This window comes from Streptomyces sp. NPDC041713 (genome assembly GCF_055591085.1).
In genome coordinates this window covers 182,259-193,861 of the sequence record NZ_JBVIZY010000012.1, presented here as the reverse complement: position 1 = coordinate 193,861, position 11,603 = coordinate 182,259, and the positions used below count along the sequence as shown (strand labels likewise).

11 protein-coding genes and 2 tRNA genes are annotated in these 11,603 nt (G+C 72.5%); 9 read left to right on the top strand and 4 right to left on the bottom strand.

Annotated features, from left to right (window positions below; translation table 11 throughout):
• Positions 1–247 precede the first annotated feature (247 nt).
• Positions 248–496 carry a hypothetical protein gene (locus ACZ6CV_RS30550; protein ID WP_469254215.1) on the top strand — a complete coding sequence of 83 codons (249 nt, stop codon included), beginning with the start codon at positions 248–250 and terminating at the stop codon, positions 494–496.
• A gap of 191 nt (positions 497–687) precedes the next feature.
• Here ACZ6CV_RS30550 and ACZ6CV_RS30545 read toward each other — a convergent pair whose 3' ends face one another.
• Both ACZ6CV_RS30545 and ACZ6CV_RS30540 read right to left on the bottom strand, forming a co-directional pair.
• Positions 688–1,257, bottom strand: a complete 570-nt coding sequence (locus ACZ6CV_RS30545; protein ID WP_469254200.1) for a CGNR zinc finger domain-containing protein — start codon at positions 1,255–1,257, stop codon at positions 688–690.
• Positions 1,258–1,475: 218 nt separating this feature from the next.
• A complete protein-coding gene (locus tag ACZ6CV_RS30540) occupies positions 1,476–1,889 on the bottom strand; it encodes an SsgA family sporulation/cell division regulator (protein WP_003959770.1) in 414 nt (137 codons plus the stop codon).
• Between the two features lie 191 nt (positions 1,890–2,080).
• Between ACZ6CV_RS30540 and ACZ6CV_RS30535 the strand changes: the two genes are divergently transcribed.
• Together ACZ6CV_RS30535 and ACZ6CV_RS30530 are read left to right on the top strand one after the other, a co-directional pair.
• Positions 2,081–2,515: a TIGR02611 family protein gene (locus ACZ6CV_RS30535; RefSeq protein WP_469254198.1), complete on the top strand. Its 435-nt coding sequence runs from the start codon at positions 2,081–2,083 to the stop codon at positions 2,513–2,515.
• Positions 2,516–2,581: 66 nt separating this feature from the next.
• Positions 2,582–2,653 (top strand) — tRNA-Val (locus ACZ6CV_RS30530).
• A gap of 104 nt (positions 2,654–2,757) precedes the next feature.
• Here the strand turns inward: ACZ6CV_RS30530 and ACZ6CV_RS30525 are convergent.
• On the bottom strand, positions 2,758–5,424 hold the full coding sequence (locus ACZ6CV_RS30525) for an SCO7613 C-terminal domain-containing membrane protein (RefSeq protein WP_469254197.1): 2,667 nt from the start codon (positions 5,422–5,424) through the stop codon (positions 2,758–2,760).
• A 106-nt stretch (positions 5,425–5,530) separates the two neighbouring features.
• On the opposite strand from ACZ6CV_RS30525, the gene ACZ6CV_RS30520 reads away from it, so the two are divergent.
• Entirely contained in the window at positions 5,531–5,977 is a 447-nt protein-coding gene (locus ACZ6CV_RS30520) for an SRPBCC family protein (RefSeq protein WP_469254196.1), read from the top strand.
• Positions 5,978–6,016: 39 nt separating this feature from the next.
• A tRNA-Val gene (locus ACZ6CV_RS30515) sits at positions 6,017–6,088 on the top strand.
• 73 nt (positions 6,089–6,161) lie between these two features.
• On the opposite strand, the gene ACZ6CV_RS30510 is transcribed toward ACZ6CV_RS30515, so the two are convergent.
• The gene (locus tag ACZ6CV_RS30510; protein WP_362371544.1) at positions 6,162–6,887 is read right to left on the bottom strand and encodes a 3'-5' exonuclease; all 726 of its coding nucleotides are present in this window, start codon (positions 6,885–6,887) and stop codon (positions 6,162–6,164) included.
• Between the two features lie 168 nt (positions 6,888–7,055).
• Between ACZ6CV_RS30510 and ACZ6CV_RS30505 the strand changes: the two genes are divergently transcribed.
• From ACZ6CV_RS30505 to ACZ6CV_RS30490, 4 genes are all read left to right on the top strand, one after another.
• Positions 7,056–7,622 carry a DUF4365 domain-containing protein gene (locus ACZ6CV_RS30505; RefSeq protein WP_362371547.1) on the top strand — a complete coding sequence of 189 codons (567 nt, stop codon included), beginning with the start codon at positions 7,056–7,058 and terminating at the stop codon, positions 7,620–7,622.
• A complete protein-coding gene (locus ACZ6CV_RS30500) occupies positions 7,619–8,848 on the top strand; it encodes a hypothetical protein (protein ID WP_469254214.1) in 1,230 nt (409 codons plus the stop codon). Before ACZ6CV_RS30505 ends, ACZ6CV_RS30500 begins: the two co-directional genes overlap by 4 nt.
• Before the next feature lie 107 nt (positions 8,849–8,955).
• Positions 8,956–10,935, top strand: coding sequence for a threonine--tRNA ligase (gene thrS, locus ACZ6CV_RS30495; protein WP_469254193.1), 1,980 nt, complete (start codon positions 8,956–8,958; stop codon positions 10,933–10,935).
• Positions 10,936–10,995: 60 nt separating this feature from the next.
• On the top strand, positions 10,996–11,568 hold the full coding sequence (locus ACZ6CV_RS30490; RefSeq protein WP_469254192.1) for an HIT family protein: 573 nt from the start codon (positions 10,996–10,998) through the stop codon (positions 11,566–11,568).
• Positions 11,569–11,603: the final 35 nt, after the last annotated feature.

The following is an 11,603-nucleotide window of genomic DNA, read 5'->3' as shown; positions in this document are numbered from 1 at the left end:
ATCTGACGGCGGCCCGCCCCGTGGAGGAGGGCGGTCGTCAACAGGCACGTACCTTCCCTGACATGAGCCGCTCCCTCGTTCGGGTACGGGCGGGGAGGCGGGCGCGGTCCGGGCCGCCACCGGCGAGTCGCGGGCGGGGCACGCCGGAGGCCGGCTTTCCGCCCGTTCACGGGATCCGGCGAACTCCCGCTCCGACCGGGCGTGTTGGTCGGCGGTGGCCGCGGAGCTGCGTCATCATCACCGCGAGATGCTGGACACCACCACAGAGGGCGATGCCGCCCCGCCGGACGACGGCAGGCAAGCGGCACCGGCCCATGAGCGACGACCTGCCGACGCAGAGCGGCACGGCCCCGACGGCGAAGCCGGGCGGCCCCCCGGGCACGAGGAGCGGCAGGGCTGTCTCTTCGCCCTCTCCCAACCGCCCTTGATGATCTTTCTGGCGGTGATCGGCACCCTGATCCTGTTGGCCTCGCTCCACGACCTGCTGCTGCTCTAGGGCCTGTCCGCCGGGTCAGGGCGTGTGAGGGGGCGTGCACCCTTCGGTGCCGGTGAGCGGGGTCTGGTGCGTGCAGCTGCAAGGCGGAGGAGGGAGTCGACGCGGAGCGTCGGCGACCGACGACAACGCCGCAGATGTGCGTGCCAGACCCCGCGACCCGCGCCATGACCCGCCGGGCAGGCACTGACCCTCTAGCCCGCTGCCGGACCCGCTGCCTCCCGGCGGCGGGCGCGGTAGGCCGCCACGTGGAGACGGTTGCCGCAGGTGCGGCTGTCGCAGTAGCGGCGCGAGCGGTTCCGCGAGAGGTCGACGAAGGCGTGCCGGCAGTCCGGGGCCTCGCAGCGCCGCAGCCGCTCCTGCTCCCCGGCGACGAGGAAGAAGGCCAGCGCCATCCCGCAGTCGGCGGCCAGGTGGTCGGCGACCGACGCCCCGGGCGCGAAGTAGTGGATGTGCCAGTCGTAGCCGTCGTGGTCGGTGAGCCGGGGTGTGGTGCCCGCCGAGGCGATCAGCTCGTTGAGTATCGCGGAGGCAGCCCGGGGCTCGGGATGCGCGAAGACCTCCCCGAAGCGGCCGCGGATGCGGTGGACGTCGGCGAGATCCTGCCGCGTCAGCTCCCCGACGTCGCTCACGTCGTGCCTTCGTACGAATTCACCGAGTGCCGCCACGTTCGCGAGCCCGTCCGCGCCGTTCGTCTCCGGTGCGGTGTTCACCAGATCGACCACGGCGTCGAGGGAACACCGGGTGTCGTGGGTGATCAGCACGATGCGCTCCCTGGCCTGGGGGTCGGGCCTGTGCCCGCCGATGCTGGCCGATGCTAGCCGCTTACCCCTGAGACGCACCGGCGCCGTCGTCGCGGGCTTTCCCGCGGCGACGGCGCCGGTGTCTGCATCTGTTCGCCTTGTGTCGTTGTGTCGTGACTGCCTGCCGCCGTCGCCCCGAGTCGGACGGCGTGTGCGGTTCTCGACGCGCCTGGGGGCGCTTAGCTCTCGGCCAGGATGTGTGAGAGCTCCGTGTCGAGGTCGAAGTGGCGGTGTTCCGTGCCGGGTGGCACGGCTGCGTCCGTTCTCTTCAGGAACGATTCCAGGGCCCGCGCCGGGGCCTCGAGCAGAGCCTCGCCCTCCGGCGAGCTCAGGGCGATGCAGACAACGCCCTGACCGTGGCTCCGGGACGGCCAGACTCGGACGTCGCCGGTACCGGTGGGCCGGTGCAGGCCCTCGGCGAGGAGGTCGCGGGCGAACACCCACTCGACGGTTTCCTCGGCTCCGGTGTGGAAGGTGGCGTGCACGGCATAGGGATCGGCCGTGTCATACCGCAGTCCTGCGGGTACAGGCAGTGAGGACTCGCTCGACACAACGAGGCGCAGGTGCAGCTCGCAGCTGACCGTGGTGTTCATAAGCGCCAGGGCCTTTCGCTCAGTGTGCGCTCGGGGATTCGCACGTCGGCGAAATCGACATGCCACCTACGGTGCCGTTGTAAACCCCTCTGAGGGATTTGCGTGTCTTTAGACGCCCCGTATGGCGGATTGTGCCCTTCGTTGATGCACCCATTCCGGTGACGGGTTTCCGTCCGGTAGGGTTTGGCCGCATGAATACGGGGAGTAACGAACCGGCGGAGGTCACGGACCCCGCTGCCGGAGTCAAGCCCGAACAGCCGCTCGGCTCCCGGGCGCCGGAGTTCATCCAGGCCCGCCGGGCGCTGCACCTCAGCTGGCAGGTGGGCGTCTTCGTCGTGGGTCTCGCCGTGGTCGTGGCGGGCATCATCATGCTGCCCCTGCCGGGCCCCGGCTGGCTGGTGATCTTCGGCGGCATGGCGATCTGGGCGACCGAGTTCGTCTGGGCCCAGCTGGTGCTCCGCTGGACGAAACGCAAGGTCACCGAGGCGGCACAGCGTGCGCTCGACCCCAAGGTGCGCCGCAGGAACATCATCCTGACGACCATCGGGCTCGTGATCATCGCGGTGCTCGTCGGGATCTACGTGTGGAAGTTCGGCATCGTCATGCCGTGGAAGATCAAGGAGTGACCGACGGGTGACTCCCCGGCGGTCCGGAGCACCCGCTGACATGCGGTAATGTTCTCCGTGCGCCCGGGGCGATTAGCTCAGTGGGAGAGCGCTTCGTTCACACCGAAGAGGTCACTGGTTCGAACCCAGTATCGCCCACCCCGGATTACGGCCCGGAGGCTTTTCAAGCCTCCGGGCCGTTCTCGTATTCCCGTGCCCCTGCGGGGAATTGACGGGGCGACACCTTTCGGCCGTTCCTGGAATCAGCGCATTCGGTTGAGTGCATTCCGGAACCGGCGTGCGTCGCGCAGCCGTTGTTCATAAGTGGCGCCGACGGCGAGGAGCAGCAGGCCCGCGAGTGCGGGCGGCAGCCAGCGCGGCAGGGCGTCCACGACCTGCACGAGGTACGGGGCCAGCTCGTGCAGCGCGTCCAGGGCGAGCACCGCGCCGCCCAGCACCAGGGGGGCACGCAGCCGGTGGTGGGCGCCCAGCAGCGTCAGGGCGAGGGCCGCCGTGCCGAGCAGCAGCGGACGCGGCCAGTGCGGGTCGCTCCAGGCGGCGGCGAGGCTCGGCAGCAGCGTCACCGCGAGGCCGGGGCCGTAGGCCGTCCAGGAGAGGGCCGACGGGTCGCGGCGGCGCCGCAGCGCCCCGATGACCAGTGCGGGCACCGTCACCGGCAGCGTGTACGCCTCCGGGGCCGAGGCTCCCCAGGCGGCGAGGCGGACCCAGCTCGCCAGGACGAACAGCGCCACGGCCGCGTACCCGAGGGCCCGGCGGTCCGGGCGCAGCGCGGTGCCGGACAGGATGAGGCCGCCGAGGCTCAGGGCGAGCGCGAGCGTGGGGGCGTCGCCTGCGGTCAGGGCGAGCGCGAGGGCCCCGGAGGCGGCGGCCGCGATCTCGACGGGGAGCGTCAGCGGATGGTCGCCGAGGCGGGCCGCGGCGAGCGCTGCCAGGGCCGGCACCGTGAGGAGGAGCAGCCCGGTGTGTTCGAGGCGCAGTCCGGCGGCGGCGCCCGCGGCGCAGGCCAGCGCGGCGGCGCACGCGACGGCCGCGCAGGACGCCGCCGCGGCCGCACCCGGAGCGGGCGCGGTGTCGCGGGCCAGGGGCACGCAGGCCGCCAGGCAGAGCGCCGTGAGGACGCCGAGCGTGGTGAGCGTGGCCGCCGGGGTGGCGAGCGAGAGGAAGGCGGCGCTCACCGCGGTGACCAGCGCCAGGATCACGGCGGTCAGCGCCGCGGCGGCCGACGCCGCGCGTACCGCGACGAGGAGGAGGGCGGCGGCGACCAATACCTGTACCGACAACCCGGCGGCGTACGGCAGTCGCAGCGCGACGGGCAGCGTGACGGCCGCGGCCCAGCCGAGGACCGGCGCAGCGTACCGGGCCACGCGCCGCACCGGTTCGCCGAGCTCGGCACGGGCGCCGGCGCTAACACCGGCACTGGCACCAACACCGGCCCCGGCCCCGGCACCAACACCGGCCTCGGCACCGGCGCCAACACCGGCACTGGCGCCGACCCTCGCACCAACACCGACTCCGGCACTGGCGCCAACACCGACCCCGGCATCGGCGCCAGCGCCAACACCGGCCCCGGCATCGGCGCCAGCACCAACACCGGCCCCGGCACCGGCGCCAGCACCAACACCGGCACTGGCGCCGACCCCGGCGTCAACACCGGCACCGGCACCAACACGGACCCCGCGCACCACGACCGCCACGGTCGCGAGTACCAGGGGAGCCAGGAGCGGGTGCGGCAGAGGTAGTTCGCGCAGCAGTGCGGCCTGGCTGTCCGCAGGCGTTCCCGACCAGGCGCGGGTGGCCCAGCCGAGCGGCCCGCACAGGGCGAGCGCGGCGGCCGGCAGTGCCCACAGCACCGCGAGGCCCTGCACCACACCCGACGCCGCACTCAGCCCGCGGCGCGACGCCCGGGGCAGCGGAGCGCGCAGGGCCGCCAACAGTGCGACGCCGCACGCCAGATGGGCCGGCACCGTCCAGGCGGCGGGCAGCGTGGTGCGCAGCACCCCGCCGGCCGCGGCCACCGCGAGCAGACCACCCGCGCACGCCGCACCGGTCGCGACCTGAGCCCCCCGCACCCGGTACGCGACCACCGCCGCGATCGCGCCGGCGAACAGCAGCAGCGCACCCGCGCGCGCCGCCCCGGCCGGATCGGTGGCCTGTGCGGAGAGCCAGCCGGCGCTCGCCGCGCCCCACAGCCCCAGCAGACCGGCCCCGGCCGCCGCGGTGACCCGCACCGAGCGGACACCCGCCCACAGCGCGAGCGCCGTGTCGAAGGCGGCCGTCACGAGCAGCGCGGCCGTCATCGTGTGCTGACCGGCGTGCGCGGCGCCCGCCGCCAGGACCAGCGGGAGCTGGGCCGTCGCAACGGCCGCGGGCAGCGGCAGGCGCAGCGCGCCCAGGAGCGTGCCGTACCCCGCCCACAGCGCGGCGAGGGCCGCGGACGTCACCGCGGCGAAGGCGAGGGCGTCGACGTCGGGGAGCGCCAGATGGCGCAGCGCGTACGAGTCGAGGACGGTCAGCGCGAGCCCGAGGCCCGCCACCGCCTCCGCCGTCGAACGCAGCGAACGGCGCAGCAGCACGGCCGGTACGCCGAGCGCCGCCAGCGTCACCGCGCCGAGGACCGCGCTGCGGCCGGCGATGCCCAAGTGGCCCCAGCTCACCACGGTGAAGGCGATCGCGGCGACCGTCAGGAGCACCCCGCCGAGCATCAGCAGGATGTTCTGCGCGCTCACCGGCGCGGTCTCGGCGGCGGGCGGCCCCGCCGGACGCGGGGGCGGCCCGGCCGGGCCCGCCGCGCGCAGCACATCGAGCAGCCACACCCGGCGCTGCAGCAACTGTGCCCTGCGCGCCTCCAGTTGGCGCAGCTCTCCGTCGAGGATGCGGAGCTCCTCGGCGGGAGGCGGAAGGTAGGTCATGGCTGGTGAGTGTGGTCCGCGGCGCACCGCACGGCATCGGTACGGGTACTCAGGACGTACTCAGGTCGCTTCCCGCCGGCCCGGGTGTTTCCGGCAGACTGCCCCCATGGACTGGTGTCACTACCGCTTCCGCAGCGTCTGGGATCTGCCCGGCGCCCCCGCCGACGTCTATGCCGTCCTGGAGCGGGCGGAGGAGTACCCGCTGTGGTGGCCGCAGGTGCGCGAGGTGACCACCGTCGACGGCGTGAGCGGCGTCGCGCGCTTCCGGTCCTTCCTGCCGTACGACCTGCACGTCACCGTGCGGGAGCGGCACCGCGACCCGGCCGCCGGGGTCCTGGAGATCGCCATGACCGGCGACCTGGAGGGGTGGGCGCGCTGGACCGTCCGCGTGGCGCCCGGCGGAACCAGAGCCTCCTACGACCAGGAGGTCGTGGTCCGCAGACGCCTGATGCGGCGCCTCGCGGTGCCCGGCCGGCCGCTGTTCCTGCTGAACCACGCGCTGATGATGCGCGCCGGACGGCGGGGCCTCGCGGCCCGGCTGACCGCGGTTTGAAGGAAGGGCGCCCGGACCTGTATTGTTCGGTGCGTTCCCGGGCGATTAGCTCAGTGGGAGAGCGCTTCGTTCACACCGAAGAGGTCACTGGTTCGAACCCAGTATCGCCCACCCGGAGAATGCCGGTCCGTCAGCAGACGGACCGGTTTTTTCTTGCCTGTTTCTTCCGGTCGTGCCGGTCCGCTCAGGCCGCCGCCGAGAGTTCGGGCCGCAGCGGCCACGCCGGGTCCACCGCCTCCGGTGTGCCGCTCTTGGCGAACCACGCCTGCAGGCCCCGGGCCTGCGCCGCGTGCCAGACGGCCTGCAGCGTGTGCAGCTCGGCCGGCGAGAGGCGCTCGAGACGCCCCGCGAATCGCCGCCCCACCGCGCGGACGACATCCATCGCGGCCTGGGCGTCCGCCGCCGCGTCGTGCGCGTCCGACAGCTCCACCTCGTACTGCTCGCACAGGTCGGTGAGCGTGCGGCGGCCCTTGCGGTAGCGGTCCAACTGCTTGTCCAGGACCCGCGGGTCGATCACGCAGAGCGGCGAACCCTCCAGGTACCGGCTCAGCGACGAGGCGCGGTGCCTGCGCAACTCCCGGTCCAGGATGGTCAGATCGAACGGCGCGTTCATCACCACGATCGGCCGGCCCGCCGCGCTCTGCTCGGCCAGATCGCGGGCTATCTCCTCCATCACCGGCGACGGCCAGCGGCCGGTGCGCTGCAGATGATCCTCCGTCAGTCCATGGATCGCGGTGGCGGATGCGGGCACCGGAACGCCCGGATTCACCAGCCAGCGGGTGATGCGCGGCCGGGTGCCCGCGCCCTGCTGGACGACGACGGCGGCCGACACGATGCGGTCGGTCTCGACGTCGACGCCCGTGGTCTCCGTGTCGAATGCGGCCAAGGGGCCCTCGTACCAGCACGTCATAGTGACGCAACTCCTCGTTCGGTCCCGGCAGATGACGTTCGGTCCCCTGCCCACGCTGGTGATACCCGGGCCGTTTGCGCTGTACGCGGCCCGGAGACAACAGAGGTACGGGACCTCGGAATTGACGTCCCGAGCGGGGAACCACCGGTTTCGGAAGGCTTGTCGGACATGGCGCTCGCGCAGCCCGAACAGGGTGGGCTGCTGCCCGGTCGGATCGCACCGTCGCGCGGCACACTGGCCACCACCGCCTGTATGGAGACACTTCAGGTGGGCTATCTGCATGCCGTCGCGGCGGCCGCGGGCTGCTCGCTCTCCCAGCCCTTTCCGGACAACGGCATCGACTGGCACGTCAGTCACAGCGCCCCGGGGCACACGGTCGACGACGAGGTCACCATCAAGGTCCAGCTGAAGTGCACGTACCAGATACCGCCCGAGCCCGCGGGGCCCGCCTTCTCCTTCACGCTCGACAACGCGCACCTGGTGAAGCTCGCCCGCACGCCGGTCTCGGTCCACAAGATCCTCGTCGTGATGCTCGTGCCCCGCTCCCGCGACGACTGGCTGCGCGCCGGCCACGACCGGCTCGACCTGCGCCACTGCTGCTACTGGACCAACCTCGCCGGACACCCGGTGACCGGCCGGAGCAGGACCACCGTGCGCGTCCCGACCTCGCGGATCTTCGACGACCGCGCGCTCTGCGAGATCATGACGCGCGTCGGGACGGGAGGGAGACCCTGATGCACCGCCCCTTCGACCACGACGAGCCCGTGCCTCCCGTCCGCCCGCACCCCGCCCCGGCCGCCGGCCCGTGGTCACGGCCGCCCGAGCCCGCCCAGGTCGACCCCGCCGTGCTCGGCGCGCTGCTCGCCCGGCACGGCTGGCAGCGCCGCGGCGGAGCCCCGGGGCGCTACGCGCGCTGGACCCCGCCGGGCTCCGGTGGCGCCGGCACCAGCCTGCTCGTGCCCGAGAGCCGCGCCTTCCCCGACTGCGAGGACCTGATCGGCGAGGCACTCGTGGCGCTCACCCGCAGCGCGGCGCCCGCCGCCCGCGACGTCCTGGTGGGGCTCGCCGTGCCCAGCGACGAGATCCACTGGTGGCGCGACGTCCCCGCGGGGCCCGCGGGCGCCGCGACCTGGCCCGCCGAGGAGCAACTGCGCTCCGCCGCGCGGCAGATGCTGCTCGCCGGGGCGCTCGCCGCCCGTGGCCGGGCCGGCTACCACGGCGCCCGGCACCGCCGACCCGCCGCCGCGTCCCTGGAGAACGTCCTGGTGGGGCCCGCCGCGGGCGGTCGCAGCCTCACCGCCTTCGCGCCCGTCACGACGGTACGGCCGCTCGCGGTCCGGCTGCACCAGGCCCTGTACGCCGCCCGGGAGGCCGTCGACTACCAGCGGGCCACCGGCGGCATGGACGCCTTCGACGGCGCCGTCGAGGCGGGCGTCAGCCATGAGCTGACCGAGGCCCTCGTCGCGCTGGTGCGCGGTACGGAGGGGGCGCGCGTCGCGGTGGAGTGGGCGCCCGGCGCCGGGGTGCCCGAGGGATGTGCCGCACGCGCCGAGCCGGTGGAGTTCTCGCCCGGCGACCTGCCGGTGCTGCGCGAGGCGGGCGCCAGGTACCTGCGCGACGAGCCGCCGGTGCCGGTGCGGATCACCGGGGCCGTGGTGCGGATGCGGCGGTCGGCGCCGAGCGGGGCGGGCGCCGTACGGGTCCGGGTGATCGCGGGGGCCGACGTCCCGCAGGTCCGGATGGTCCTGGACGAGGAGTCGTACCGCGTCGCGGGCCACGCGCACCTGGTCGGCCTGCCGATCCGGGTGCACGGCAGGCTGGAGAGCCGGGGCGGCTTCCGCAGGCTCACCGGGGCGAGCGGGGTGGCGCCGGTCCAGGTGGACGACGCCGAGCGCGACCGGCTCATGAAGTCGCTCCAGGAGAACCTGGACTTCTTCGAGGGGGCGTGCGGCGCCGACTGAGGGGGCACGGGAAGATCCGTTTCGCGGCGGGGGCCCGCGGCTCGGTACGATCCCTAGTGCGTGCGCGACGGAAAGCGCCGCACCCCCTTTTCAGGTAGGAGAGACCGGTGTCAGACGTCCGTGTGATCATCCATCGCGATTCCGAGCGGGAAGAGCGCGTGGTGACGACGGGCACTACGGCCGCCGAGCTCTTCCCCGGTGAGCGCACCGTCGTGGCCGCCCGCGTCGCCGGTGAGCTGCGGGACCTGGCGTACGCCGTGGCCGAGGGCGACGAGATCGAGCCCGTCGAGGTCTCCTCCGAGGACGGCCTGAACATCCTGCGCCACTCGACCGCGCACGTCATGGCGCAGGCCGTGCAGGAGCTCTTCCCCGACGCCAAGCTGGGCATCGGCCCGCCCATCCGGGACGGCTTCTACTACGACTTCGACGTCAAGGAGCCGTTCACCCCCGAGGACCTCAAGCGCATCGAGAAGAAGATGCAGGAGATCCAGAAGCGGGGGCAGAAGTTCTCGCGCCGCGTCACCACCGACGACGACGCCCGCGTGGAGCTTGCCGACGAGCCGTACAAGCTGGAGCTCATCGGCCTCAAGGGCAACGCCGCGCAGGCCGCCGACGGCGCCGACGCCGAGGTGGGCGCCGGCGAGCTGACGATCTACGACAACCTCGACGCGAAGACCGGCGAGCTGTGCTGGAAGGACCTCTGCCGAGGCCCGCACCTGCCCTCCACCCGCGCCATCCCCGCCTTCAAGCTGATGCGCTCCGCCGCCGCCTACTGGCGCGGCAGCGAGAAGAACCCGCAGCTCCAGCGGATCTACGGCACCGCGTGGCCGTCCAAGGACGAGCTGAAGGCGCACTTGGAGTTCCTCGCCGAGGCGGAGAAGCGCGACCACAGGAAGCTCGGCTCCGAGCTGGACCTCTTCTCCTTCCCCGAGGAGCTCGGCCCGGGCCTCGCGGTCTTCCACCCCAAGGGCGGCGTGATCCGCAAGGTCATGGAGGACTACTCGCGGCGCCGCCACGAGGTCTCCGGCTACGAGTTCGTGAACACCCCGCACATCTCGAAGGAGAAGCTCTTCGAGATCTCGGGTCACCTGCCGCACTACGCGGAGGGCATGTTCCCGCCCATCGAGTTCGACGAGCAGAACTACCGCCTCAAGGCGATGAACTGCCCGATGCACAACCTGATCTTCAAGTCGCGCGGCCGCTCCTACCGCGAACTGCCGCTGCGCCTCTTCGAGTTCGGCACCGTGTACCGGTACGAGAAGTCCGGCGTCGTGCACGGTCTGACCCGCTCGCGCGGCTTCACCCAGGACGACTCGCACATCTACTGCACCAAGGAGCAGATGCCGCAGGAGCTCGACACGCTCCTGACCTTCGTGCTCGACCTGCTGCGCGACTACGGCCTGACCGAGTTCGAGCTGGAGCTGTCCACCCGCGACGACTCCGACAAGTTCATCGGTGAGGACGCCGACTGGGCGGAGGCCACCGAGGCGCTGCGGCTCGCCGCCGAGAAGCAGAACCTGCCGCTGGTGCCCGACCCGGGCGGCGCCGCGTACTACGGCCCGAAGATCTCCGTGCAGGCCAAGGACGCGATCGGCCGTTCCTGGCAGATGTCGACCATCCAGGTCGACTTCAACCAGCCCAAGCGGTTCAACCTGGAGTACACCGCGGGGGACGGCTCGCGCCAGCAGCCCGTCATGATCCACCGCGCGCTGTTCGGCTCCATCGAGCGGTTCTTCGGCGTGCTCCTGGAGCACTACGCCGGCGCCTTCCCGGCGTGGCTCGCGCCGGTGCAGGCCGTCGGCATCCCGATCGGTGACGGGCACGTCGACTACCTCCAGGAGTTCGCCGAGAAGGCGCGCGCCCAGGGGCTGCGGGTCGAGGTCGACGCGTCGTCCGACCGGATGCAGAAGAAGATCCGCAACCAGCAGAAGGCCAAGGTGCCCTTCATGGTCATCGCGGGCGACGAGGACATGAACAACGGTTCCGTCTCCTTCCGCTACCGCGACGGCTCGCAGGAGAACGGCATCCCCGTCGACGAGGCCATCGCCAAGATCGTGAAGGCGGTCGAGGACCGCGTCCAGGTCTGACGGCACGGTGACACCGCGATGAGCTCGGGCCCCGGGGACCTCTCCCCGGGGCCAAGTCATATGCTTCACCTCATGACGAGTGAGCCGGAGCAGCAGATCGGAGTCGGCACGCAGGACGCGTTCCAGCGCCTGTGGACGCCCCACCGGATGGCGTACATCCAGGGCGAGAACAAGCCCACGGGCCCGGGGGCCGACGACGGCTGTCCGTTCTGCTCCATCCCGGCCAAGTCCGACGAGGACGGCCTGGTGATCGCGCGCGGCGAGCAGGTGTACGCGGTGCTCAACCTCTACCCGTACAACGGCGGCCACCTCATGGTGGTGCCCTACCGGCACGTCGCCGACTACACCGACCTGTCCGCCGCCGAGACCGCCGAGCTGGGCGAGCTGACCAAGCAGGCCATGACGGCGCTGCGCACCGCGTCCGGCGCGCACGGCTTCAACATCGGCATGAACCAGGGGGCCGTGGCGGGCGCGGGCATCGCCGCGCACCTGCACCAGCACATCGTGCCGCGCTGGGGCGGCGACACGAACTTCATGCCGGTCGTCGGCCACACCAAGGTGCTGCCGCAGCTGCTCGGCGACACCCGGAAGATGCTCGCGGACGCCTGGCCGACCGTCGCGGACCAGCAGTAACGGCGTTGCATTGCGTCAACCCCCCTAAGCCGTAG

What these genes read in the sequence shown, in the direction of transcription:
- ACZ6CV_RS30520 (WP_469254196.1), top strand. Translation starts at nt 5,531, where the DNA reads ATGGACTGGTGTCACTACCGCTTCCGCAGCGTCTGGGATCTGCCCGGC.
- ACZ6CV_RS30540 (WP_003959770.1), bottom strand. Translation starts at nt 1,889, where the DNA reads ATGAACACCACGGTCAGCTGCGAGCTGCACCTGCGCCTCGTTGTGTCG.
- ACZ6CV_RS30535 (WP_469254198.1), top strand. Translation starts at nt 2,081, where the DNA reads ATGAATACGGGGAGTAACGAACCGGCGGAGGTCACGGACCCCGCTGCC.
- ACZ6CV_RS30490 (WP_469254192.1), top strand. Translation starts at nt 10,996, where the DNA reads ATGCTTCACCTCATGACGAGTGAGCCGGAGCAGCAGATCGGAGTCGGC.
- ACZ6CV_RS30510 (WP_362371544.1), bottom strand. Translation starts at nt 6,887, where the DNA reads ATGACGTGCTGGTACGAGGGCCCCTTGGCCGCATTCGACACGGAGACC.
- ACZ6CV_RS30505 (WP_362371547.1), top strand. Translation starts at nt 7,056, where the DNA reads ATGGCGCTCGCGCAGCCCGAACAGGGTGGGCTGCTGCCCGGTCGGATC.
- ACZ6CV_RS30525 (WP_469254197.1), bottom strand. Translation starts at nt 5,424, where the DNA reads ATGACCTACCTTCCGCCTCCCGCCGAGGAGCTCCGCATCCTCGACGGA.
- ACZ6CV_RS30550 (WP_469254215.1), top strand. Translation starts at nt 248, where the DNA reads ATGCTGGACACCACCACAGAGGGCGATGCCGCCCCGCCGGACGACGGC.